This window comes from Hymenobacter defluvii (assembly GCF_017589435.1).
GTDB lineage: Bacteria > Bacteroidota > Bacteroidia > Cytophagales > Hymenobacteraceae > Hymenobacter > Hymenobacter profundi.
This window is the reverse complement of record NZ_JAGETX010000002.1, coordinates 637,975-661,876: the sequence shown is the minus strand read 5'-3', so window position 1 is coordinate 661,876 and position 23,902 is coordinate 637,975. Positions and strand designations below refer to the sequence as shown.

Below are 23,902 nucleotides of genomic sequence, written 5' to 3'. Positions count from 1 at the left end.
CAGAAAGCCCTTAGGCTACTTGAGCGTATTGATAAAGAATAGTGGCTGCCTCCTGGGGCGTAGCCTGGGTGGTGGCCAGCGTCACCACATCGCCTACCACGATAATGGCCGGCGCACCGATGCCGGCTTCGTCGGCCTGGGCAGCTAGAGTGGCCACCGTGCCTACCACAAGGCGAGCAGTAGGTAGGGTGCCGTTTTGCACTACGGCGGCCGGTCGGTGAGCCGCGCCGTGCCGGGCAAACAGTTGCATAATCTCTTGCAGCCGGCTTAGCCCCATCAGAATAATGGTAGTAGCATTGGCCTGTGCCGCCGCCATCACCTCCCCCGATAGCTCCCCACTCGATGTGGTAGCCGTAATCACCCGAAAGCCCTCACTCAGGCCACGGTGCGTGACCGGAATGCCCAGGCTACCCGCGGCTGCCACCGCACTACTAATGCCGGGCACATACGCCGTAGCAAGGCCGTGCGTCTCGGCGTACAGCATCTCCTCCCGGCCACGCCCAAACACGAATGGGTCACCGCCTTTCAGGCGCACTACGTGGCCGTGCTGGCGGGCTTGCTCCACAATCAGGGTGTTGATTTCATCCTGAGAGTAAGCGCGCTTTCCCCGACGTTTACCCACAAAAATCTGTAAGGCGGTAGGGGCATAGGCCAGCAGTTCGTCGTTGGCCAGTGCGTCGTAGAGCACCACGTCGGCCTCAGCCAGCACGCGGGCGCCCTTCAGCGTCAGCAGCTCCGGGTCGCCGGGGCCGGCGCCTACTACGGTCAGGCGAGGGGTAGGGAGGGTAGGCATGAGAAGTTAAGGTAGGGGGGCGTTGCACGCGCCCGTTGTTGCACGATAGCGCTATGTATAAACAACTTCAGCAACGATGGGCGTGTGCAAAGCGCTCCTGTTAAATAGAAAACGCCACGGCGCCAGGCTCTGCCACTGTGAAATAGTCCGGGTCAACAGCTTCGATGAGGCCAGCCGCTACCGTGTTGCCCGTCTGCTCATCTACCAAAATAAAGGAGCCAGACTTCCGGTTCTGCCGGTAGGGGTCGGCGGCCAGCGGTACGGCCGTTTTCAGGCGCACCCGCACAATGTCGTTCAGGCGGGCTTCCTCGGCGCCCAGGTGCGTGAGACTTTGTACATCGAGGCGGTAGAGAATAGTAGGCAGCGAGGCCTTCACCAGGGCCGCGTGGTGTTGGAGCAGGAAGCGCCGACCAGCGCGCAAGGGTGTTTCGGCCATCCAGCACAGCGTAGCTTCCAGCTCGCGCGTGAGGTGCGGCACATGGTGCGCGGGTACAATGGTGTCACCGCGGCTGATGTCCACGTCATCAGCAAGACGAATAATCACGCCTTGCGGGGCCACGGCTTCTTCCACTTCCTGCTGATTGATTTCAATGGCCTCAATGGTCGATTCCAGGCCCGAGGGTAGGACGTGCACTTTGTCGCCACGACGGTAGGAACCGCTCTGGATCTGTCCGGCGTAGCCACGGTAGTCGGGTAAGTCGGCAGTCTGGGGGCGCACCACATACTGCACTTGGAAGCGCGGCTCAGCCTTGGTTTCCTCGGCGCCAGGCACGGCTTCGAGGTGCTCGAGCAAATTCGGACCGGTATACCATGCCATGTGCTCCGAGTTGCGTACGATGTTGTCGCCCTGCAAAGCGCTCATCGGAATCGGCGTTACGTCGGTCAGCTTCAGCAGCTTGGTGATATCCTGATAATCGGCTACAATCTTGTGAAACACGTCCTCGTCGTAGCCCACCAGATCCATTTTATTCACAGCCAGCACAAAGTGCTTGATGCCGAGTAGAGCCGCAATGATGCTGTGGCGGCGCGTTTGCTCAATCACGCCATGGCGGGCGTCTACCAGCACAATGGCTAGGTCGGCATTGCTGGCACCCGTCACCATGTTGCGGGTGTACTGCACATGGCCCGGCGCATCGGTAATGATGAACTTGCGGCGCGGCGTGGTGAAATATTTATAGGCTACGTCGATAGTAATGCCTTGCTCGCGCTCGGCTTTCAGGCCATCGGTTAGCAAAGCCAAGTCTACGTTGCCCTGGGCAGCGCCCCGGCTTTCCAGCGCCGCCAGAATATCCAGCGACACTGAATCGGAGTCGTACAGCAACCGGCCAATCAGCGTACTTTTGCCGTCGTCTACACTGCCGCAGGTGATAAATCGAAGAAGATCCATGAGATGGAATGGTGAAATTGTGAGGTTGTGAAATTGTGAGTTTGTCGTGCGGGTGAATTGTGCGTGTAATTCACAACTTCACCCTTCACAACTTCACCATTTAGAAATAGCCGTTGCGTTTGCGGTCTTCCATGCCGGTTTCCGAGATGGTATCGTCGAGGCGGGTGGCACCCCGCTCGCTCACCTTGGCCTGGATGATATCGGCAATGATGTCTTCCACGGTGCTGGCGTCGCTGGCCACGGCGGCCGTGCAGGTGGCGTCGCCTACGGTGCGGAAACGCACTTGGCGGCTCACAATCTCATCGTCGGCATCGAGGTGCAGGTGCTCCGTGAGGCCTAGCAGCTGCCCGCCGGGTAGCACCACGCACTGGCGCTCGTGGGCAAAGTAAATTTCGGGAAGGGCGATGTTCTCGCGGCGGATGTAATTCCACACGTCCAGCTCCGTCCAGTTGGAAATAGGGAACACGCGCACGTTTTCACCCTTCTGAATTTTGCCGTTGTAGATGTTCCACAGCTCGGGGCGCTGGCGCTTGGGGTCCCACTGGCCGAAGTCGTCGCGCACAGAAAAAATACGCTCCTTGGCGCGGGCCTTCTCCTCGTCGCGGCGCGCCCCGCCGATACAGGCGTCAAACTCAAACTCCTCAATCACATCCAGCAGTGTATAGGTTTGCAAGGGGTTGCGGCTGGGGTATTTGCCAGTGGGGTCCTGCAAGCCTTTCTGCTTGATGGTGTCTTCTACCTTGCGCACCACCAGCTTCTCGCCGAGCTGCGCGGCCAGCGCATCGCGGAAGGCCAGCACCTCAGGAAAGTTGTGGCCCGTGTCTACGTGCACCAGTGGAAACGGAAACTTGCCCGGCCGAAAAGCCTTTTCGGCCAATCGTGTGAGCACAATAGAGTCTTTGCCGCCCGAAAACAGCAACGCCGGCCGCTCAAACTGGCCCGCTACTTCGCGCAAAATGTGAATGGCTTCGGCTTCGAGCCGATCCAGGTAATCAAGGGTAGGCATATAGTGAGTTGTCTGTATTCAGTTGTTAGTTGCCAAACGGAGACGTCATTTCGACCAGCGGGAAAAATGACGGTCCGGTTTAGCAATTGATCTACGCTGGCACCGATTCTACCACGGGGTCGGGGCCGTTATGGGTAGCGTGCAAGCCGCACTCCTTGGCATCAGCATTTTCCCACCACCAGCGCCCAGCCCGGAAATCCTCGCCCGGCTTGATGGCGCGGGTGCAGGGCGCACAGCCAATGCTTACGAAACCTTGCTGGTGCAAGGGGTTGGTAGGCACGCCATTGTCTTTGGCAAATGCCCAGCACTGCTCCCAAGTCCAGTTGAACAGCGGGTGTATTTTGACAAGCTGATGTGGCTCGTCCCACTCCACGGGCTCCATCGTCTGGCGGTTCTGCGACTGCTCGGCCCGAATGCCGGTAATCCAAATCTGCTGACCTTGCAGCGCCCGGTTCAACGGTTCCACTTTGCGAATACCGCAGCATTCCTTTCGGTTCTCGATGCTCTCGTAGAAGCTGTTGGGGCCTTTGGCTTCTACCAATGCCTGCACACTATCGGTCTGCGGGGCGTAGGCTTTGATGGACTTCTGATATTTCAGAATAGTCTTGCTCCAGGTGGAATACGTCTCCTGAAAATTGCGGCCCGTATCCAGCGTGAACACCTCAATGGGTAGGTCGTGCGCAAAAATCAGGTGAGTAATAATCTGATCCTCAATGCCAAAAGAGGTAGAGAAAGTAATTTTGCCGGGAGCCTCTTCTACCGCAGTGCGCAGGATATCTAGTGCATCCTGGGTAGCAAACTGCTGGCGTAGGTCGGAAACCCGCGATTCGAGGGAAGTAGACATAAAACGAAAAAAAGCTAGAGGAAGAAGTGCGGACGAGGCCGCGGAAGGGTAGCCGGCGGCAGCTGTGGCTGCTTGTGCGCGGTACGAATGGGGAGTCGGGGCCGTGCCGGTGGCACTTTAGGCAGGCAGACTCAGGTCAAAGGGAAATGCTTCCCGGTCGTTTCAACAACAACAGGCACAGCAGCACATCATACCCATGCAGGCGGCCACACGGCCGGAGAGGGTAGGAGAAGCAAGTGTGCGGAGGTTGTTGGAATGGACCACGGTTGTTTGTTTTTATATGGTCAGGACTTGGCACCGTTCCGCATTAAGCGGAGGTTGCCGGCGTTTCGTCGAGCCTGTCTCTCCACGCCTCTGTATAAAAACAATCCTTCAAAGGGAAAGAATTGGTGGCACAAAGGTAAAGACACAGCGCCGAAAAACACAAATAAAAAATATCCGACCTGCTATACAAAGCGGGTCGGATATAACTAGTGAAGCTAAGAAAGGTTCTGAGCGGGCTAACTTGTATAGCTAGAAAAGTGGGTTTTCCATACTAGCACGTCATTTTGAGCCGGTCAAGAAATCTCGCGTGCTCCCGGTAATTTCTATCTTTCGTCAGCACGCGAGATTCCTCGACCAGCTCGGAATGACGTGCTAACTGATCAGGCGCTGCTAATTCTGGCGAATCATGTTCACCACGCCTTCTACCCATTGCGGGTGCGAGTTCAGGGAGGGCACCAGCTGCCAGTGCTTGCCGCCAGATTCCTCAAACAATTCCTTGAACTCCACGCCTACCTCAATGGTCGTTTCTAGGCAGTCGGCCACGAAAGCGGGGGAGAAGGCCAGCACGTTGTGAATGCCTTTTTTGGGGAATTCCTTCAGCACTTCGTCGGAGTAGGGTTGCAGCCACGGGTCGCGCAGGCGGCTTTGTAGGCGGCTCTGGAAGGCCACAGTGTACTGGTCGTCGCGCAGGCCGAGGCCTTTCGCCAACAGGCGCGAGGTTTCAAAGCACTGCGCGCGGTAGCAGTAGCGGTTGTTTTTGTTGTAGGTGTTGCAGCACTTGCCCAACTGACAATACCCCTTAAAGCTACCCTTGAGCACGTGGCGCTCGGGAATACCGTGGTAGCTGAACAGCACATGGTCGTAGTCATGTTTGGCCATTTCGGCCTTGCCCAGCGTCACGAAGGTGCCGATGAAGCTAGGGTCATCGGTGAAATTGCTGATAAAGCTGATGCTGGGTACAATCCACCACTTGCTCACAATATCCATCACCTTTTCCTGCACCGAGCCCGTGCTGGCTGCCGCGTACTGCGGAAACAAGGGTAGCACAATGATGCGGTCTACGGCTGCGTCGCGCAGCTCCTCCAGCCCTTTCTCGATGCTGGGATTCTGATAGCGCATCCCGAAGGCTACTACGTACTCGTCGCCCAACTGCTCCTGCACCAGCTTCTGCAAATCCAGGCCGTGGTAGAGTAGGGGCGAACCGCGCTCCGTGTCCCAGAGCTGCTGGTAGATTTTGGCCGATTTGGGCGCCCGCAGCGGCACTACCAAGCCCTGAAAAAGAGGGTAGCGCACGGCGGCCGGCATGTCAATCACACGGCCATCGGTGAGAAACTCATTGAGGTAGCGGCGCACGTCGGGCGTACGGGGCGAGTCGGGTGTGCCAAGGTTGACGAGCAGGACGCCAACGCGGCGTTTGGGAGTGGCGGGAGTAGGCATTATTGTTTAGCTGATAGCTAGTAGCGGTTGGCTATTCGCTTTTTTCGATAGAACGGACAGCTCCTAGGCTCACTTATGTCTAGAGGCTGACTATGTAACCGCAAAGTTGGCCGGTTATCTTCAATCCAACCACAAAAAAGCTAACGACTGCCAGCTACTAGCTAAAAGCTCAAAATACCCGTACCTTTGCAGGCTAATTCCCTGACAACCCGTGAATACCGAACCAAAACCGCACCGCGCCGGCTTCGTGAGCATCATCGGCAAGCCCAACGTGGGCAAGTCGACGTTGATGAACGCCCTGATGGGTGAGCGGCTTAGCATTGTTACCAGCAAGGCCCAGACCACGCGTCACCGCATCCTGGGCATTCTGAACGGCGATGATTTCCAGTTGATCTATTCCGACACGCCCGGCATTATTCAGCCCAAGTACGAGTTGCACAGCGCCATGATGTCGTTTGTGTACTCATCGCTGGAAGATGCCGACGTGGTGTTGTTCGTAACGGACATCTACGAGAAGCACGACGAAGAACCCGTAGTGGAGCGCCTGCGCAAAATGCAGGACACGCCCATCTTTCTGCTGGTCAACAAGATTGACCAAGCCGACCAAGCCGAGGTAGAGGCCAAAGTAGCCTATTGGGAGGAGCATCTGCCCAATGCCACCCGCGTGCTACCCATCTCGGCGCTGGAGAAATTCGGGACCGGTGAGCTGCTGGATCTGATTCTGGCAAAGCTGCCCATCCACCCGCCCTACTACCCCAAAGACGAACTAACCGACAAGCCGGAGCGTTTCTTTGCCGCCGAAATGATTCGGGAGAAGATCTTCAAGCTCTACAAAAAAGAGGTGCCTTACTCTTGTGAGGTAGGCATCGAGGAGTTCAAGGAAGAGGACGACATTATTCGGATGCGGGCCACGATTTACGTGGAGCGCAGCAGCCAGAAAGGCATCATCATCGGTAAAGGCGGGGAGGCCTTGAAGAAGGTAGGGACTTGGGCGCGGGAGGAAATGGAGAAGTTTTTCCTGAAAAAGGTGTTCCTCGAAATCCACGTCAAAGTCAACGAGAACTGGCGCACTGATCCGAAGGCACTAAGCCGGTTTGGATATCAGTAAGGGTGTGTTGCACGCACCCATCGTTGAACGACCGTGTCGCGCAACAGTGTTTTACTAAACAACATCAGCAACGACGAGCGCCTGCAAGGCGCCCCTACATTCCGACCTCAACAACTCACTTAACTACTCCGGGCACTGCCGAACTTGGTCGGGCCGGCGGCTGGAGTCAGACCAATGAAAAATACCATTGCAATTGTGGGCCGCCCCAACGTGGGTAAGTCCACGCTATTCAACCGCTTGGTGGGGCAGCGCAAAGCCATCATGGACAACGAGTCGGGCGTAACGCGCGACCGGCACTATGGCTACGGCGACTGGATTGGCAAGTACTACACCGTGATAGATACGGGCGGCTACGTGCATAACTCCGAGGACGTATTCGAGGAGGAAATCAATAAGCAGGTGAAGCTGGCCATTGATGAGGCTGACGTGGTGCTGTTTATGGTGGACGTAGACGCCGGCCTGCACCCTCTAGATGAGGAGTTTGCCAACGTACTGCGCCGCTACCAAGACAAAAAACCGATTTACCTGGTGGCCAACAAGGCCGATACCAATGCCCGCGCCCACGCCGCCGGTGAGTTCTACGCCCTGGGTATGGGCGACGGCGAAATCTACTCTATCAGCTCGCAAAGTGGCTCCGGCACCGGCGACTTGCTGGATGCCGTGGTAAGCCACTTCGAAGAAGAAGGTGTAGAAGAACCCGATGCCGGCGTACCTAAAATTGCCGTAGTAGGCCGCCCGAACGCCGGTAAGTCGTCGTTTGTGAACCTACTGTTGGGAACAGACCGCAGCATTGTAACCGATATTGCTGGTACCACCCGCGACTCCATTTCGGCGCGCTACAATGCGTTTGGCAACGAGTTTATCTTGGTAGACACAGCCGGTTTGCGCCGCAAAACCAAGGTAAAGGAAGACGTGGAGTTCTACTCCGTACTGCGGGCCATCCGGGCCATGGAGGAGTCGGACGTGTGCGTGGTGATGCTGGACGCTACCCGCGGCATTGAGGCGCAGGACGTGAACATCATCTCCCTGGCCGATAAAAACCGGAAGGGCATCGTGATTCTGGTGAACAAGTGGGACCTGATCGAAGACAAGGAAACCAACACGGCGAAGGACTTCGAGGCGAAAATCATGGAAAAGATTGCGCCCATTGCCTACCCGCCCGTGGTGTTCATTTCGGTGCTGAACAAGCAGCGCGTACATAAAGCCATCGAAACGGCCATTCAGGTGTACGAGAACAAGATGCACAAAATCCCTACCTCCCAGCTCAACGAGGTGATGCTGCGTGAGATTGAGAAGTCGCCGCCACCTGCTACGAAGGGCAAGATGGTACGGATTAAGTACGTGACGCAGTTGCCGACGCACAACCCGGTGTTTGCGTTCTTCTGCAATTTGCCGCAGTACGTGAAGGAATCGTATACACGCTACCTGGAGAATCGTCTGCGCGAAAACTTTGGCTTTCAGGGTGTTCCGATTGGTATTGTGTTTAGGAAAAAATAGGGTAGAAAAAATTTAAGTTTTTTTTCTAGTGTCGGGTTACCTTCTGCCAACGCCGGTATAAACTCCCGAATTTCGCCTCCAGCCTGGCTGGAACCGCGAGAAACACTAAACCTGAAATTCCATTTTTCAATTTACCTCCATCATGAAAAAAGTACTGTTCCTCGCTCTGGCTGCCGTTTCGTTCTCGTTCGCTTCGTGCGACAGCAAAACTGAGAATGCTCAGGAAAATGCTGCTGACAACGTAGAAGAAGCTGGCGAAGCTAAGGCTGACGCTATGGAAGAAGCTGGCAACGAAGCTGGTGCTGATTCGGTAGAAAACGCTACTGAAGCTAAAGCTGACGCTATGGAAGATGCCGCTGACGCTCTGCCAAGCCAGGCTACGCCAGCTCCAGCTGGTGGCGCTACCACCACCCAGCAGTAATTACGCAGCCTGCAAAGGCGGAAAAGGGGGCTTTCCACATAGGAGAGCCCCCTTTTTTATGTTTACTTTGAATAGGTTCGCTATAATAACAGCCACTATCCTAACCGATAGCCAATAATTTTATCGACTACGTTGAATAGTTTGCGCGGCTCATAGGTTCGCCAGGGTAACTCGTCGAGTTGCCCACCAAAATTGATGTAACTATCGAGATTAAACTGGCGCATTTCGCGAATAACATGCTCTTGGAAGTTGACGCCAGCAATCCAGCCGTCTTCTACATCCTCAAACCACTCTTCATAATACGAGTCGTCGGAGCCATGGAAGTTAAACACGTTTTCGCCTACCAAAATAAAGCGCGCAATGCCCTCGTGTAGCAACGGGTCGATAATCTCGCGTTTGAGCTGCATGATGTCGTTTTCGATAGCATCATTCCATTCTCCGATAAACTCCAGAATGGCTGATTGTTGCTCGTAATCGACGAATAAAATCTTGATAAACAGGGTGTCCGACCCGAAGTCGTCCCACTGCGGGTGTATGTAGTAGCCGTAGATGGTATTGACGTAGCTGTCGAGGCTGTTCTCGGCGCCGTGCAGGGGCGAGCGCGGGTCTTCAGAAGCCGAGTATTGGTCGATCCAGGCGTAGTGTGGCTCGATGGTATGCACGCAGGTAGAGCTAGAGGTAAAACAACCGACCCCGGACGCCCGGGCCGCTCCTCCCTAACGCAGTAGCGAATTGAAGTGTTCGACTGGGTAGAGTTTGCCATGCAAATTGCCAGGGTAGTACGGTCCCTCCAACCACTCCGGAACAAGAGGTTTTGAGGTAGAAAGTCAACATATAGAGCGCCTTTTCGTTACGGTCGGCTATGAAACACTGCTACGTATTGCTGAGTATTTTACTCCTGCTGAGTCAGCTGGCTGCTGCTCAGATTTCGCTCGATACCGTTGCTCGTCCGTCGCCCATCACGCTCTACGGCTACATCGACGGCTACTACGGCTATGACTTCCCACACCCTGATAACACCAGTCGGCCAGGCTTTTTCTACTCACACAACCGCCAGAACGAGTTTACGGTAAACCAAGCGCTGATTGGGCTGCGCTACGACGATGGCAATATCCGTGGGGCGCTGGGCTTACAGGCCGGCACCTACCCCGAGGCCAACTACGCCGCCGAACCCACGCTGTTGCGCAGTATTTATGAGGCCTACGCGGGCTTTCGGCCATTGAAAAAAACCTGGCTTGATATCGGGGTGTTCGGCGCGCACGTCGGGTTTGAGTCGGCCATCAGCAAAGACAATTGGACCGTGACGCATTCCCTGGCCGCCGAAGGCTCGCCGTATTACGAGGCGGGCGCCCGCTTTACCTATAAAGCCTCCGACAAGCTCACGCTCACGGCGTTGGCGCTCAACGGCTGGCAGAACATCCGCGACAACAACCGCGCAAAATCGGTGGGCACACAAGTGCAATGGCGCCCTACCGAGAAGCTACTGTTCAACTACAGCACGCTTTTTGGCAACGAGCAGCCCCAGGATTCGGTGCGGCGCTTCCGTTACTTCCACGATTTTTACGTGACCTACACGGCCACCAGTCGCTTACAGGCGCTACTGTGGTTTGACATCGGTAAGCAGGAAAAGCGCCGGCCTGATACCAAGGACGATACCTGGCACACAACCGCCGCCATTGTGCGCTACCAGCTGTCACCGCAGTGGTTTGTGGCCGCTCGTGGCGAGTATTACTATGCCCGCAATGGCGTAGTAGTCCGCGACCTGGGCCCTACCCCTAATGAACCCGATTATTTCGTGCGCGGCGGCTCTTTAAACTTCGACTACCGCCCCAATAAACACGTATTGGCCCGCTTAGAAGGCAAAATCCTGAACGCCCGCAACCCTATTTTCGCCAATACAGACGGCGCTTTCCGGCACACCTACGGCAACTTGACTTCGACGATTGCGCTGTCGTTTTGAGAGTAGGATTTAATGTCATCCTGAGCGTAGCGAAGGACCTTATGACAGTAGAACGAGTCGTTGTTACGTCTGTCGTTCTGCTGTCATAAGGTCCTTCGCTACGCTCAGGATGACACATAGCTTACCCTCGCGCATCCAGCGCCGCCCGCACGGAACCGTGTTTCTTCAATAGCGCAGCTGCCTCATCCTGCTCAATACCTAGCTCATCCATCAGCATCCGTTCGCCGCGGTCTACCAGCTTGGCGTTGGAGAGCTGCATGTCTATCATCTTGTTGCCCTTGACCTTGCCCAGCCGGATGAAGGTAACAGTGGTGAGCATGTTGAGCGCCAGCTTCTGGCCAGTGCCAGCCTTTAGGCGCGTGCTACCCGTCACGAATTCCGGCCCGGTCACGACTTCTACCGGAAACTCGGCCGCGGCGGCCACCGGAGAATCTGCGTTGCACACAATACAGCCCGTAGCCAGGCCGTGTTGCCGGGCCTGTTGCAGCCCGCCAATTACGTAGGGCGTGCGGCCCGAGGCAGCAATGCCTACTACAATGTCTTTCTCATTGACGTCGTGCGCTTGCAGGTCGCGCCAGGCTTGCTGGGCATCGTCCTCGGCGTTTTCCACGGCTTTACGAATGGCGGTATCGCCGCCAGCAATGATGCCCACTACCAACCCGTGCGGCACGCCGAAGGTAGGCGGGCACTCAGAGGCATCGACTACGCCCAGCCGCCCGCTAGTGCCCGCCCCAATGTAGAACAGCCGCCCGCCCTGTTGCAGCCGGGCCACGGTGGCTTCTACCAGCGCCTCTAGCTGGGGTAGGGCTTTGGCTACGGCCTGGGGCACGGTCTGGTCCACGCTGTTCATGCCGGTCAGCAACTCGTGGGTCGACAGCGTTTCGAGATTATTGAACAGGGAGGCGCTTTCGGTGGTGCTCATAGGGTGGGGGCTAGAAAGGGTAAATTACAGTAAGTTGCTGATAAAGGTATCGTTGAAATCCTTGACGAAGTGCAGCACGTTGGGCAGGTGCGCAAACTCCTGCGGCTGGTGCGTGGTAGTGAGAATCACGGTGTTCATGCCGGCATTGTGGGCAGCTTCGGCGCCTTTGGGCACGTCCTCAAACACCAGGCAATCAGCAGGCGCTACGCCTAGCTGGGCGGCGGCTTTCAGGAAGGTTTCGGGGTGGGGCTTGCTCAGCGTTACGTCGTCGGCGCTGACGATGGCCCGGAAATAGTGCCGGATGTCCAGTGTGTTCAACACAAAATCAATATTAAACGGAATAGCAGCCGACCCAATGGCCACCGGAATGCCCTGCCGGTAGGCGCGTTCCAGAAACTCGGCCAAGCCCGGCAGCAGCTGCAAATACGGCCGGAACTCGTCTTGGTACCGCTGCTCTTTGGCTACCGACAGTTGCTCTATCTCCTCGGCCGTGAACCGATCTGGCCCGAACATCCGCTCCAATACCTCCCCGTTCTTGCCGTACATCTGCGGCTTTACTTCTTCCCACGTGAAATTACCGCCCAACTCGTGGTTGAAAATGTGCTGCCACGCCTTGGTATGGTATTCCATATCATGAATCATGGTGCCGTTCAGGTCGAAGATAAATGCCTTCATGCAGTGCGTAGTGAGGGTAGGGAAAGCAAGCGTGATGCTTGTATTTAAGGTTTTGATGATGAGCTACTAGCCGCCAACTTGCCGATAATCGGGAAGTTGTCGAATACGTTGGGCGTATGTGGGGCATCGTGGTCCAGCTCGCGGGTCAGGTCTTGGCCAGCCCAGTGTTCGTAGTGGTTGCCGCGCCGCCACAGCCGGGAGCGGCTCACGTCGTAGATGTTGCCTTGGTAGGCCACCCAGATTTCGTCCCGGTCCTGCCCGTTGCGCAGGGCCAGTTGGGCGCGCGTGTAGGTAGGCAACAAGGTGTCTACCGGCGTGGGTATGCTATCTGGGGCAGATGAGTTTGTTTGCGTTTCGCTCATAGATTCAGCAAATAACCAGCGAAACGGCCAAACTTCCTTGCGGCGGGACCTACCCCAGCAGCGCCTGCGTTAGAATCCAGCGGTTGGGCAGGTCCCCCTGAGCGGCGCGGATGTAGTCGTCGTAGCTGCACGGCACGATGCGCTTGATGTCCTGGTCGGCCAGGCTTTCCACTTCCAGCCACCATTTTTCGGTGCGCTTGGCTTTGTAGAACACCAGCTTGGCTGGCGTGCCCGGCAGCCCCACCGCATAGCGAATAAACCGCCGACTCTGAAAATCCATTTCGCCCCAGCGGTGGTAGAAACCCTCCACAAAGTACCAGAGCATGGTAGCTAGCGTGCCGGCTGCCAGGCCGTGCGCGTCGTGGTCGGGGCGGTAGCCGTAAAGCCCGAAGGACGTGAGCTGGTCGTTGTGGCCGGCGTACCAGGCTAGCTGCGCGGCTTCTTCGCTGCTGAGGCCGAAGGGGTTGGCCGGGTAGTAGCCCGGCGCCTCCGTCCAGCGCAACGCAGCTACATCAAACGTCACGAAATCGGCCTGCCGGAGTAGGGGTTCTGCCTGGCGCACATCGGTGCGGATGGCACCCAAGCGCATGGTTTCAAAGTGCAACTTTTCCAGCGCCGCCAGCACGTCGGGCGCTACTAGGTATTGCTGGTGGCCTAGCTGCGCGAAGTTGAATAGGAAGTTGGGCTCGTGCATAATCATGCGCCGCAGGTGCGCTTCCTCGGCGGGGGCGCAGTCGTACTCGGCCATGTCCACGCGCGCATCTACAGAAGCAAAGCTGATGGGGCGGTCCAGGGTTTCGTAAGCCAGAAACTGCCCATAATCCAGGTCGGGACCACCGCCGAGCAGGATAGCTACCGTGTTGTGCTCCAGTAGAGTAGCTACAATTTCGCGCAGGCGCAGGTAGGTGTCTTCCAGCGTGAGGCCGGGCCGCAGATTGCCCAAATCCACCAATTTGGCTGGCCGTACGCCGCGCTGCAAATGATAGAAACGCTGCCGCACAGCATCGGCGCCGTGGTGGGTAGGCGCCCCGGCGGCGGTGCCGCGCCAGTCGTCGAGGCCGATGATGGCCAAGTCGGCTGTGCGCCAATCGGGGAACGTATGCACGAATGGGGCAATGTACGCCGCCAGGGCCGTAGGCGCAGCCGGTGGGGCCACCACCTCTTCCCGAAGCGGATCAAAAAAGATACCCAGATTCATGAGTGCAGGCAAAGCGTAGAAGCCCAAAATTACGCAAAAGGCGCTACCCAAGGGCTTTTTACGTACTAGAAAGTAGCTGGTCAGCTAGTTAACTACTAGCCCAACAGCCAAACCGTAGCTTTTCTATGAAAAATCCGGTTATTTAAGCGGTATTTCCCATCCTTCTGCTCTCTCTTTATGGACGTTCGTCGCGCATTTGATATTCTACCTGCTCAACAGGAAAAATTTCCCCAAACCGATTGCCTGACTGCTAAACACGACGGCAACTGGCAGAAGATGAGTACTCAGGAAGCCATTGATCAGATTAATCTGGTGAGCCTGGGCCTGGTGAAGCTGGGCTTGAAAAAAAACGATAAAGTGGCCCTTATTGCCATGAATCGGCCTGAGTGGATGTTGGCCGATTTCGGCATTTCGCAGATTGGCGCCGTGGTGGTGCCCATGTACCCCAGCATCACGATAGAAGACTACAAACACATTTTCAGCGACGCCGATGTGAAGGCTGTGCTGGTATCGGACGAGAAGCTGTACGAGAAGGTACTGGCCGCCACCGAGGGCATGGACATTGCCCACGATCATATTTTCAGCTTCGATAAAATTGATGGCGCCCGGCACTTCTCGGAGCTGTTGGACATGGGCCGGCAGGGCAACCCCGCCGACTTGGAGCCGCTGCGCGCTGCTGTGCAACCCGATGATTTGCTGACGCTTATCTATACCTCTGGCACCACCGGCAAGCCCAAAGGCGTGATGCTCAGCCACGACAACCTGCTCAGCAACCTACGCAGCGCCGCACCCTATGTGCCGGTAGGACCCAAGGACAAGGCCCTAAGTTTCCTGCCCCTCTGCCACATTTTCGAGCGCATGGTCACCTACCTCTACATGACGCACGGCGTGAGTATCTACTACGCCGAAAGCATGGAAACCATTGCTGACAATTTGCGCGAGGTGAAGCCCGAAATCTTTACCACCGTGCCCCGTCTGCTGGAGAAAGTCTATGAGAAGATTGTAGCGAAGGGCCACACGCTGGAAGGCGTCAGCAAAAAGCTGTTTTTCTGGGCGCTGGATTTGGGTTTGAAATACGACACCCAAAAGGACCAAGGTTTCCTATATAATTCGCAGCTGGCGCTGGCTAACAAGTTCATTTTCAACAAGTGGCGTGAGGCGTTGGGTGGTAATCTGCGTTGCATTGTGAGCGGGGGCGGGGCGTTGCAACCACGCTTGGCGCGGGTGTTCTGGGCCGGGGGCATCCGGGTGATGGAGGGCTATGGCCTCACCGAAACTTCGCCGGTAATTGCTGTGGGAGGCTACAAGCATGAGGACAACCTCATTGGCACGGTAGGGCCACTTATCGACAACATTGAGGTGAAAATTGCGCCTGATGGGGAGATTCTGACTCGTTCGGCTTCCGTGATGAAAGGCTACTACAACCAGCCTGAAAAAACCGCCGAAGCCATCGACGCCGACGGCTGGTTCCACACCGGCGATATTGGCGAGTTTGTGCAGGAGCGTTTTCTCAAAATCACGGACCGTAAGAAGGAGATGTTCAAGACTTCGGGCGGTAAATACATTGCGCCGCAGGTCATTGAAAGCAAGGTGAAAGAGTCGCCGCTGGTAGAGCAGATTATGGTGGTAGGCGACGGTCGCAAGTTCCCTTCAGCCCTGGTAGTGCCAGCCATGGACGAGCTGAAAAACTGGGGCAAGAAGAACGGCGTGGAGATTGGCTCACTGAAAGATGCCGTACAAAACGAGAAGGTGGTAAAAATGTACAACGACCTCGTGCACGGCTACAACGACAGCTTCGCGCACTGGGAGCAGGTCAAGAAAGTGGTGCTGGTGCCCAAGCAGTGGTCGGTGGAAACGGGTGAGATGACGCCTACCATGAAATTGAAGCGCAAAGTGATTTCGGAGAACTTGAAGGATGTGATTGAGAGCATCTACGAGTTCAACGAGAAGCGGTAAGCTTGGCAGGGTAGGGGGCACCTGCAGCCCTACCCTGCCAAATTTTTTGCCTTTACTTAGTATGCAAGCATAACAAATAATCGTATGTTTGCCAGACTTCACCCCGCACAATGAAACCGGAAGAAACCGTCGATTATAACATTAAAGTAGCCTGGCACGCCATTTCGCGTATGTATAATACGCAGGCAGCTAAGCACGATATCACCACCAGTATCGGCTTTGTGCTGCTGAATATTGACCAGGAAAACGGCACGCCCGCTACCAAAATAGCGCCGCTGCTGGGCCTGGAAACCCGCTCGCTCACGCGCATTTTGCGAAGCATGGAAGAGAAGGGCCTAATCTACAAACAGGCCGACGCGCACGACAAACGCTCGGTGCGCATCTTCTTGACCGAAGAGGGTCTGCGCGGCAAGGAAATCTCCCGCCAAACGGTGCGTCACTTCAACCAAAAAGTGCACGAACAGATTCCGCAAAACCAACTCGACGTGTTCTTTAAGGTGGTAGGGCAGATTACGGGCATGATTGAAGGCAAAACGCTTTTCGATGATTTCTCTGTGAAACCGCCGCGCAAGGAATTGCCGGCGTAGGAGCGGCCAGAGTTGGCTTTGCCTTTTGCAAGAAGCGTAACGTTGACAAGTAAATAGGTACTAATCAGAACAACTGCTAACGGCTAATAGCCATCAGCTAACAGCTAAACATATGAATAGAATTATCAAGAAAGTAGCGGTGCTGGGCTCTGGCGTGATGGGTTCGCGTATTGCCTGTCACTTCGCTAACATTGGCGTACAGGTGCTGCTGCTCGACATTGCGCCGAAAGAACTGACCTCCGACGAAGAGAAAAAGGGACTGACGCTGGACAAGCCGCAGGTGCGTAACCGCATTGTGAACAGCGCCCTGGAAGCCGCCGTGAAGTCCAACCCCTCGCCGCTCTACCGCAAGCAGGACGTGTCCAAAATCAAGACCGGCAACTTTGATGATAACCTGAAAGATATTGCCTCCTGCGACTGGACCATTGAGGTAGTCGTGGAGCGGCTCGATATTAAAAAGAGCGTGTACGAGCGGGTAGAGCAGTTCCGCAAGCCGGGCACGCTCATCACCAGCAACACCTCCGGCATCCCGATTCACCTGTTGGCTGAGGGTCGTTCTGAGGACTTCAAGCAGCACTTCTGCGGCACGCACTTCTTCAATCCGCCGCGCTACCTCAAGCTGCTCGAAATCATCCCTACCCCCGACACCAAGCCGGAGGTAGTGGATTTCCTGCAACACTATGGCGACCTGTACCTGGGCAAAACCGTAGTGCTCGCCAAGGATACGCCTGGCTTTATTGCCAACCGGGTAGGCGTATTTGGCCTGCTCGACGCCATGCACGTGATGCAAGAGCTGGGCCTGACGGTAGAGGAAGTGGATAAGCTGACCGGCCCGGTGATTGGTCACGCCAAGTCGGCTACCTTCCGCACCTCCGATGTGGTAGGGCTGGATACGACCGTGAACGTAGCCAACGGCCTCGGCCAAAGCTTACCCCACGACGAAGCCAAAGCGGTATTTACCCTACCCAACTTCGTGCAGAAGATGAACGAGAACAAATGGTTGGGCGATAAAACCGGTCAGGGCTTCTACAAGAAAACCAAAGGCGCGGGCGGCAAAACCGAAATCCTGGCCCTCGACCTGAACTCGATGGAGTACCAGCCGAGCAAGAAAATCAAGTTCTCTACCCTGGAAGCCACCAAGCCTATCGAAAAGGTGGCCGACCGCTTCAAGATACTGGTGGGCGGCAAAGACAAAGCGGGCGAATTCTACCGTAAGTCGTTTGCCGGGCTGTTTGCCTACGTCAGCAACCGCATCCCCGAAATTACGGACGCGCTTTACAAAATTGATGATGCCTTGCGCGCTGGCTTCGGCTGGGAGCTAGGACCCTTCGAAACCTGGGACGCGCTGGGCGTGCAAAAAGGGTTAGAACTGGCCGAGGCCGAAGGCAAAACCGTGGCGCCGTGGGTAGGGGAGATGCTGGCTGCCGGTCACACCACCTTTTACAAAGTAGACGAGAAAGGCACGCGTCAGTATTATAATAATGAGTCGAAGACTTATCAGCCGATTCCGGGGGTAGAGAACTTCATTATTCTCGACAACCTGCGCGCGGCCGGTAAAGTCTTGTGGAAGAACGCCGGTGCCTCAGTCCTCGACCTCGGCGACGGTATCCTGAATGTGGAGTTTCACTCGAAGATGAACGCCATGGGCTCCGACGTGATTCAGGGTCTAATGAAAGGCGTGGACATGGCCGAAAAAGGCTACCGCGGCCTGGTGGTGGGTAACGACGCACCCAACTTCTCGGCCGGCGCTAACCTGGGCTTGGTGTACATGTTTGCCCTGGAGCAAGACTACGACGAGCTGAATCTAATGATTGCCCAGTTTCAGCAAGCCATGATGCGCATGCGCTACTCCAGCATTCCGGTAGTAGGCACGCCCCACGGCTTGGCGCTGGGAGGTGGCTGCGAGCTGAATCTGCACTGCGACAAAGTAGTAGCCGCCGCCGAAACCTATATGGGTCTCGTCGAATTTGGGGTAGGGCTGATTCCCGGCGGGGGCGGCACCAAGGAAATGACCTTGCGCACCGCCGCCAAGTATGAGGAAGGCGAGCCGGAATACAATCTGTTGCGCAACACCTACATGACCATCAGCACGGCCAAGGTTTCTACCTCCGCCGCTGAGGCGTTTGATCTGGGTTTCCTGCGTCGGGGCGACGAAATTGTAGTGAACAGCAACCGCGTCATTGCGCAAGCCAAAGCGGCTGCTTTGGAACTGGCTGATGCCGGCTATACTCAGCCCGTACCCAAAACTAACATCAAAGTACATGGCCGCGGCGCGCTGGCGATGTTCAATACCGGCGTGTTTGCTATGAAGGAAGGCAACTACATCTCGGCCCACGACCAGAAAATTGCTGATAAGCTGGCCTACGTGATGTGCGGCGGCGACCTATCGGCCCCTACCGAAGTGAGCGAGCAATACCTGCTGGACCTGGAGCGTGAAGCCTTCCTAAGCCTGACCGGCGAGCGGAAAACGCTGGAGCGCATTCAGTCGATTCTGACCACGGGCAAGCCGCTGCGTAATTAAGTTTTTGTCATGCTGACGAAGGAAGCACCTTATCACGGCTGCTTTCGTCGGCACTCATATTCCCAACGGCGCGGGCGTGATAAGGTCCTTCGCTGCGTTCAGGATGACAAAGAAAATACCATGTCTCAACAAGCTTATATAGTTGCTGGATATAGAACTGCCGTGGGCAAAGCTCCGCGCGGCGGCTTCCGCTTCACCCGTACCGATGACCTCGCCGCCGACGTCATCAAGCACTTGGTTTCTACCGTGCCCGCCCTCGACCCCACCCGCATCGACGATGTGATAGTAGGCAACGCCGTGCCCGAGGCCGAGCAAGGCCTGCAAATGGGCCGCCTGATTTCCCTACTCTCCCTACCCCTCAACGTGCCCGGCCTCATTGTGAACCGCTACTGCGGCTCCGGTGTGGAAACCATTGCAATGGCCGTGGGCAAAATTGCCGCCGGCATGGCCAACTGCATCGTAGCTGGCGGGGCCGAAAGCATGAGCATGGTGCCCACCGTAGGCTGGAAAACCGTGCCTAACTACAAGCTGGCCAAGGCCCACCCCGACTACTATATGGGCATGGGCCTTACCGCCGAAGCCGTTGCCAAAGACTATGGCATCTCCCGCGAAGACCAGGACCAGTTTGCCTACAACTCGCACCAAAAGGCTTTGAAGGCTATTGCCGAAGGCAAGTTCAAAGACCAGATTGTACCCATCACAGTAGAAGAAACCTACGTGGATGCGGCTAGTGGTAAGAAGAAAACCCGCTCCTACGTGGTGGATACCGACGAAGGCCCGCGCGCCGATACCTCGCTGGAGGCCCTGGCCAAACTGCGGCCGGTGTTTGCCCAAGGTGGCACCGTGACGGCCGGCAACTCGTCCCAGACTTCTGACGGCGCAGCCTTCGTGCTGGTGATGTCGGAGCGCATGGTGAAGGAATTGAATCTGGAACCCGTGGCCCGTATGGTGAACTACGCCACCGAAGGGGTAGACCCGCGTATCATGGGCATGGGTCCAGTAAAGGCCGTACCGAAAGTGCTGAAGCAAGCCGGTATGAAACTCGAAGACATCAACCTGATTGAGCTAAACGAAGCCTTCGCCTCCCAGAGCATTGCCGTGCAGCGCGAATTAGGCATTGACCCAGATAAGCTGAACGTGAACGGCGGTGCTATTGCTCTGGGCCACCCGCTGGGCTGCTCCGGCGCAAAGCTCAGCATTCAACTGTTTGATGAGCTGCGCCAGCGCGGCCAGAAGTATGGTATGGTGACAGCCTGCGTAGGCGGCGGCCAGGGTGTAGCGGGTATTTATGAGTTGCTGAAGTAGTAAGGTCATTTCTCCCGCTGGTTGAAATGACGTTTTTGAGAAGAACTCCCCGAACCAATCGGGGTTTTCTTTTCGTTAACTACTCGGCAAGCATAACAAATTTTCGTATCTTTCGATACTTGAATATAGACCTCTTAAAGTCTTGATATACTCGGCAAGCCGAGCAGTTTTACCCTTTTAGAATTAGCATTTCACCCAACAGTAACACACCGCACCCGACCATGGAAGTAACGCAGAAACCCCTCAAAGGCGGCGAATTCATTATCAAAGAAACCAACGCCCAGGATGTTTTTACGCCCGCTGAATTCTCCGAAGAGCAGCGCATGATGCACCAAACCTGTCTGGACTTCATTGCCAGCGAGGTGCAGCCCCTGCTAGAGCGCCTCGACAACCACGAGGAAGGCCTGATGGAAGACCTGATGAAGAAAGCCGGTGAGTTGGGCCTGTTTGGCGTGAGCATTCCCGAGCAATATGGCGGGTACGATATGGACTTCAACACGGCCCTGCTGGTGACGGAAGGGGTAGGGGGTGGCCACTCGTTTCCGGTGGCATTTGCGGCGCACACAGGCATCGGCATGCTGCCCATTCTGTATTTCGGTACTGAGGAACAGAAGCAGAAATACATTCCCAAGCTGACCACCGGCGAGTGGGTAGGCGCCTACTGTCTCACCGAGCCTGGCTCCGGCTCCGATGCACTGGGTGCGAAAACCAAAGCCGTACTGACCGAAGACGGGGAGCATTATGTGCTCAACGGCCAGAAAATGTGGATTACCAACGCCGGTTTTGCGCACGTATTTATCGTGTTTGCCAAAATTGACGGCGAGAAGTTTACAGGCTTCATCGTGGAGCGCGACACGCCCGGCCTGACTTTCGGCAACGAGGAGCACAAGATGGGCATCAAGGGTTCTTCTACCCGGCAGGTGTTCTTGTCGGATGTGAAGGTGCCCAAGGAAAATGTGTTGGGTGAGATTGGCAAAGGCCACCTCATTGCCTTCAACATTCTGAATATTGGTCGTATTAAGCTGGCTGCCGCGTGCCTGGGCGCTTGCAAAATGGCCGCCGACCTGAGCGTGAAATACGCCAACGAGCGGGTGCAGTTCAACCTGCCTATCTCGAAGTTTGGCGCCATTCGGCACAAGCTGGCCGAGCAAGCGGTACGGATCTACGCCGTAGAATCGGCTATTTACCGCGCCGGTATGGACATCTACCGTACCGAGCAGGAATTGCTGGCCCAGGGTCAGGGTGCCAACGAGGCGCTACTGGGCGCTGCCCGCGAGTTTGCCGTAGAGTGCGCTATGCTGAAGGTAGAAGGCTCGGAGGTACTGGACTTTGTGACCGACGAAGGTGTGCAGATCTACGGCGGCTATGGCTTCTCGGCCGACTACCCCATGGACCGTGCCTACCGCGACTCGCGCATCAACCGCATCTTCGAGGGTACCAACGAAATCAACCGCCTACTCTCCGTAGACATGATTTTGAAGAAAGCCATGAAAGGCGAACTGGACCTGATGGGACCGGCCCAAGACGTGCAAAACGAGCTAATGGCCATTCCCGACTTCAACGTGGAAGAGGAAACGGGCCTGTTTGCCACCGAGAAAAAGACTATTCAGAAGCTGAAAAAAGCTATTCTGATGGTAGCGGGCACGGCCGTGCAGAAGTATATGAACTCGCTGGCCAAGGAGCAGGAAATCCTGATGAACATTGCCGACATGGCCATCAAAACCTATGTGGCCGAAAGCACCATTCTGCGGGTAGAGAAAGAAGCCAATGAAAAAGGTGAAGAGGCCCTGGCCACGCAAATCGATATTGCCCGCGTCTACCTCGCCGACGCCGTAGACATCGTGAACAAAGCCGGCAAAGATGCTATTGCTTCCATGGTAGAAGGCGACGAACAACGCCTCCTCTCACTCGGTCTCAAGCGCTTCACGAAGGTAGATCTATTCAACGCCAAGGAAGCTCGCCGCCGCATCGCCGCCAAGCTGATCGAGGCGAATGAGTATGTGTATTAACGTCTGAACCACGGATTCGCTCGAATTACACGTATTACACGGATTTCGTGGACCGCTGATCTACCGTATGATTGATACAGAAAGAGGGCGACCCAAATGGGTCGCCCTCTTTTATTGCTGAGTAGGCAATGAACGTATTGTCCAAAAAATCCGTGTATTCTGATAAATCCGAGCGAATCCGTGGTTCAGATTACTTCACTACAATCTTATTTAGCATCAACGCGGCGGATTTCTTACTTGGGCGGCTTACACCGATAATGGTTTTGGCATCGGCCCAGGTAGTGAAGTCCTTCACGTAAGCCAGGTTTTGGTCGTTGGCTACCTTCAGGCCTAATCCTTTTGGCTCTTGCACTACGCCGGTTGTCATGTCCACGTGGCGCACATATAGGTCAGATTTTCCTTTGATGGTCTCCTCCGTCAGGAGTTGCAGGTCCGGGCCAAATATAGCCGCACGAAAGCCGATGCTGGAGAAGGCTTCGGCGGGTGGGGCTACCTGGTTTTTGTTGATGATGGTGTGCCAGCGAGGCGCCAAAAACTCATTGTACCCAAACAGGTGCAACTCCCGCGAATGAATCGGTGAGTTCTCGCCGCCTTCTTCGTACTGTTTTTGCGCGATGATGACCAGTTGCTTATCCTCATTCACAAGCAACTGGGCCAAGTAAATGTCTTCTAGACGTTTGCTGGTGCCTTGGGTTGCTTTGTTTACCTCGGCTAAGTAGTCAGGCGAGAACTTCACTTCCGGCGCAAACTTCATGTCGCCCTCGTCGGTGAAGTCAAATCGAACGGCTTTCAGACTGTGATAAAGGCCAGTTTTGCGTTCGGTACAAATAGCAGCGGCGTACAAAGTGTTATCAGGTTGCAGACTAAACTTCGTATCGAACACCATCACCTCCTGCCCGCCAAACACGCCCCCAAGCGCTACCGACATCACCTTCACTTCCGTGCTGGTATTAAGGTAGCGCCGCACACTCAGCTTTTTCATCCCGTCGCTGAGCAGCGTTACGTACTGCGTGCCATCGTTGCCTAGGCTAACAGTAGTGGAAAAAAAAGCACCCTGATCATGGAAATCGTAGGTGCGCTCTTTCACTTGGGAAAGTTGCGCGTCATACACATCAGCAATGATAGCCTTTATTTGCTGTTCGCGGGTGAGGTAGCGCCACGCTACCGTGTGGGTGCCATCCGGTGAAAAAGCAACGCCTGGGCGTCGGTCACGCAGACCGGCTTCTGTTAATTTCTTCCCAACGCTTTTTTGACCTGTTTTCAGATCGAATGTGTAAGCCGTGAGCTGCTGAGCCGCACTGGTTTTGCGGTATATTACTACGGTAGCTTGCTGGTTGCTTTGCGCAAATCCTTCAATGCTTTCTTCCGCTGTTAGTGGTAAATCGGTACTCCATACACGTTTTAGTTCGCCATCATAACGCTCTACGGCGTAGCCCGAAACTGATTTATGTGCTAAAATCAAAAAACCACCATCTGGCTGCGAAAGGGTCTTTTGGGAGACACGCTGATTGTATCGGTCATATGATTGCTCGGGGAGGTATGCAAACGATACCGATTTCGTTTTCTGTGCTTGCATCACCTTCGGAGCCAGTAATGTGCTGCCCAATAGGATGCTGAATGACAAAAATGTAAGCCTCACAGATAAAGGAA

Annotated in this window: 20 protein-coding genes and 1 riboswitch; of the genes, 9 read left to right on the top strand and 11 right to left on the bottom strand. The window is 55.6% G+C overall.

The features are described from left to right. Positions 1-10: 10 nt before the first annotated feature. From cobA to hemH, 5 genes are all read right to left on the bottom strand, one after another. Positions 11-793, bottom strand: coding sequence for a uroporphyrinogen-III C-methyltransferase (gene cobA / locus J4D97_RS06905; RefSeq protein WP_208306919.1), 783 nt, complete (start codon positions 791-793; stop codon positions 11-13). Between the two features lie 100 nt (positions 794-893). Further along, a complete protein-coding gene (locus J4D97_RS06900; protein ID WP_208306918.1) occupies positions 894-2,180 on the bottom strand; it encodes a sulfate adenylyltransferase subunit 1 in 1,287 nt (428 codons plus the stop codon). A gap of 100 nt (positions 2,181-2,280) precedes the next feature. Beyond that, positions 2,281-3,186 carry a sulfate adenylyltransferase subunit CysD gene (gene cysD, locus J4D97_RS06895; RefSeq protein ID WP_185282316.1) on the bottom strand — a complete coding sequence of 302 codons (906 nt, stop codon included), beginning with the start codon at positions 3,184-3,186 and terminating at the stop codon, positions 2,281-2,283. 91 nt (positions 3,187-3,277) lie between these two features. Next, positions 3,278-4,030 carry a phosphoadenylyl-sulfate reductase gene (locus J4D97_RS06890; protein WP_208306917.1) on the bottom strand — a complete coding sequence of 251 codons (753 nt, stop codon included), beginning with the start codon at positions 4,028-4,030 and terminating at the stop codon, positions 3,278-3,280. A 273-nt stretch (positions 4,031-4,303) separates the two neighbouring features. Next, positions 4,304-4,395, bottom strand: a riboswitch (SAM riboswitch). A 289-nt stretch (positions 4,396-4,684) separates the two neighbouring features. Next, positions 4,685-5,731 carry a ferrochelatase gene (gene hemH, locus J4D97_RS06885; protein ID WP_185282318.1) on the bottom strand — a complete coding sequence of 349 codons (1,047 nt, stop codon included), beginning with the start codon at positions 5,729-5,731 and terminating at the stop codon, positions 4,685-4,687. A gap of 211 nt (positions 5,732-5,942) precedes the next feature. Here hemH and era point away from each other — a divergent pair, with 211 nt between their 5' ends. The 3 genes from era to J4D97_RS06870 all read left to right on the top strand — a co-directional run bounded on the left by era (position 5,943) and on the right by J4D97_RS06870 (position 8,757). After that, positions 5,943-6,839, top strand: a complete 897-nt coding sequence (gene era, locus J4D97_RS06880; RefSeq protein ID WP_208306916.1) for a GTPase Era — start codon at positions 5,943-5,945, stop codon at positions 6,837-6,839. Positions 6,840-7,013: 174 nt separating this feature from the next. Continuing rightward, entirely contained in the window at positions 7,014-8,336 is a 1,323-nt protein-coding gene (der, locus tag J4D97_RS06875) for a ribosome biogenesis GTPase Der (protein WP_208306915.1), read from the top strand. A gap of 142 nt (positions 8,337-8,478) precedes the next feature. Then, positions 8,479-8,757 carry a hypothetical protein gene (locus J4D97_RS06870; protein WP_185282321.1) on the top strand — a complete coding sequence of 93 codons (279 nt, stop codon included), beginning with the start codon at positions 8,479-8,481 and terminating at the stop codon, positions 8,755-8,757. A 95-nt stretch (positions 8,758-8,852) separates the two neighbouring features. On the opposite strand, the gene J4D97_RS06865 is transcribed toward J4D97_RS06870, so the two are convergent. After that, on the bottom strand, positions 8,853-9,419 hold the full coding sequence (locus J4D97_RS06865) for a hypothetical protein (protein WP_185282322.1): 567 nt from the start codon (positions 9,417-9,419) through the stop codon (positions 8,853-8,855). A 200-nt stretch (positions 9,420-9,619) separates the two neighbouring features. Here J4D97_RS06865 and J4D97_RS06860 point away from each other — a divergent pair, with 200 nt between their 5' ends. Next, entirely contained in the window at positions 9,620-10,717 is a 1,098-nt protein-coding gene (locus tag J4D97_RS06860) for a porin (protein WP_208306914.1), read from the top strand. A gap of 121 nt (positions 10,718-10,838) precedes the next feature. Here J4D97_RS06860 and murQ read toward each other — a convergent pair whose 3' ends face one another. The 4 genes from murQ to J4D97_RS06840 form a co-directional block, all read right to left on the bottom strand. Then, the gene (murQ, locus tag J4D97_RS06855; RefSeq protein ID WP_208306913.1) at positions 10,839-11,639 is read right to left on the bottom strand and encodes an N-acetylmuramic acid 6-phosphate etherase; all 801 of its coding nucleotides are present in this window, start codon (positions 11,637-11,639) and stop codon (positions 10,839-10,841) included. Between the two features lie 24 nt (positions 11,640-11,663). Continuing rightward, entirely contained in the window at positions 11,664-12,314 is a 651-nt protein-coding gene (locus J4D97_RS06850) for an HAD family hydrolase (protein WP_208306912.1), read from the bottom strand. 44 nt (positions 12,315-12,358) lie between these two features. Continuing rightward, the gene (locus tag J4D97_RS06845; protein ID WP_243900197.1) at positions 12,359-12,613 is read right to left on the bottom strand and encodes a cytochrome b5 domain-containing protein; all 255 of its coding nucleotides are present in this window, start codon (positions 12,611-12,613) and stop codon (positions 12,359-12,361) included. Positions 12,614-12,725: 112 nt separating this feature from the next. Further along, a complete protein-coding gene (locus J4D97_RS06840; RefSeq protein ID WP_243900174.1) occupies positions 12,726-13,886 on the bottom strand; it encodes a formimidoylglutamase in 1,161 nt (386 codons plus the stop codon). Positions 13,887-14,051: 165 nt separating this feature from the next. Between J4D97_RS06840 and J4D97_RS06835 the strand changes: the two genes are divergently transcribed. The 5 genes from J4D97_RS06835 (at position 14,052) to J4D97_RS06815 (ending at position 22,252) form a co-directional block, all read left to right on the top strand. Then, on the top strand, positions 14,052-15,830 hold the full coding sequence (locus tag J4D97_RS06835; RefSeq protein WP_208306910.1) for an AMP-dependent synthetase/ligase: 1,779 nt from the start codon (positions 14,052-14,054) through the stop codon (positions 15,828-15,830). Between the two features lie 110 nt (positions 15,831-15,940). Further along, the gene (locus tag J4D97_RS06830; RefSeq protein WP_208306909.1) at positions 15,941-16,417 is read left to right on the top strand and encodes a MarR family winged helix-turn-helix transcriptional regulator; all 477 of its coding nucleotides are present in this window, start codon (positions 15,941-15,943) and stop codon (positions 16,415-16,417) included. Positions 16,418-16,529: 112 nt separating this feature from the next. Further along, positions 16,530-18,938 carry a 3-hydroxyacyl-CoA dehydrogenase/enoyl-CoA hydratase family protein gene (locus J4D97_RS06825; protein ID WP_208306908.1) on the top strand — a complete coding sequence of 803 codons (2,409 nt, stop codon included), beginning with the start codon at positions 16,530-16,532 and terminating at the stop codon, positions 18,936-18,938. Positions 18,939-19,058: 120 nt separating this feature from the next. Continuing rightward, positions 19,059-20,243, top strand: coding sequence for a thiolase family protein (locus J4D97_RS06820; protein ID WP_208306907.1), 1,185 nt, complete (start codon positions 19,059-19,061; stop codon positions 20,241-20,243). A 221-nt stretch (positions 20,244-20,464) separates the two neighbouring features. Continuing rightward, the gene (locus J4D97_RS06815; protein WP_185282333.1) at positions 20,465-22,252 is read left to right on the top strand and encodes an acyl-CoA dehydrogenase family protein; all 1,788 of its coding nucleotides are present in this window, start codon (positions 20,465-20,467) and stop codon (positions 22,250-22,252) included. 190 nt (positions 22,253-22,442) lie between these two features. Here the strand turns inward: J4D97_RS06815 and J4D97_RS06810 are convergent, their stop codons facing one another. After that, positions 22,443-23,891 (bottom strand): hypothetical protein, encoded by a 1,449-nt coding sequence (locus J4D97_RS06810; RefSeq protein WP_208306906.1) that lies wholly within the window; start codon positions 23,889-23,891, stop codon positions 22,443-22,445. Positions 23,892-23,902 lie beyond the last annotated feature (11 nt).

Coding starts and splice junctions, on each gene's coding strand:
- cobA (WP_208306919.1), bottom strand. CDS start 793: ATGCCTACCCTCCCTACCCCTCGCCTGACCGTAGTAGGCGCCGGCCCC.
- J4D97_RS06900 (WP_208306918.1), bottom strand. CDS start 2,180: ATGGATCTTCTTCGATTTATCACCTGCGGCAGTGTAGACGACGGCAAA.
- cysD (WP_185282316.1), bottom strand. CDS start 3,186: ATGCCTACCCTTGATTACCTGGATCGGCTCGAAGCCGAAGCCATTCAC.
- J4D97_RS06890 (WP_208306917.1), bottom strand. CDS start 4,030: ATGTCTACTTCCCTCGAATCGCGGGTTTCCGACCTACGCCAGCAGTTT.
- hemH (WP_185282318.1), bottom strand. CDS start 5,731: ATGCCTACTCCCGCCACTCCCAAACGCCGCGTTGGCGTCCTGCTCGTC.
- der (WP_208306915.1), top strand. CDS start 7,014: ATGAAAAATACCATTGCAATTGTGGGCCGCCCCAACGTGGGTAAGTCC.
- J4D97_RS06870 (WP_185282321.1), top strand. CDS start 8,479: ATGAAAAAAGTACTGTTCCTCGCTCTGGCTGCCGTTTCGTTCTCGTTC.
- J4D97_RS06860 (WP_208306914.1), top strand. CDS start 9,620: ATGAAACACTGCTACGTATTGCTGAGTATTTTACTCCTGCTGAGTCAG.
- murQ (WP_208306913.1), bottom strand. CDS start 11,639: ATGAGCACCACCGAAAGCGCCTCCCTGTTCAATAATCTCGAAACGCTG.
- J4D97_RS06850 (WP_208306912.1), bottom strand. CDS start 12,314: ATGAAGGCATTTATCTTCGACCTGAACGGCACCATGATTCATGATATG.
- J4D97_RS06835 (WP_208306910.1), top strand. CDS start 14,052: ATGGACGTTCGTCGCGCATTTGATATTCTACCTGCTCAACAGGAAAAA.
- J4D97_RS06830 (WP_208306909.1), top strand. CDS start 15,941: ATGAAACCGGAAGAAACCGTCGATTATAACATTAAAGTAGCCTGGCAC.
- J4D97_RS06825 (WP_208306908.1), top strand. CDS start 16,530: ATGAATAGAATTATCAAGAAAGTAGCGGTGCTGGGCTCTGGCGTGATG.
- J4D97_RS06820 (WP_208306907.1), top strand. CDS start 19,059: ATGTCTCAACAAGCTTATATAGTTGCTGGATATAGAACTGCCGTGGGC.
- J4D97_RS06815 (WP_185282333.1), top strand. CDS start 20,465: ATGGAAGTAACGCAGAAACCCCTCAAAGGCGGCGAATTCATTATCAAA.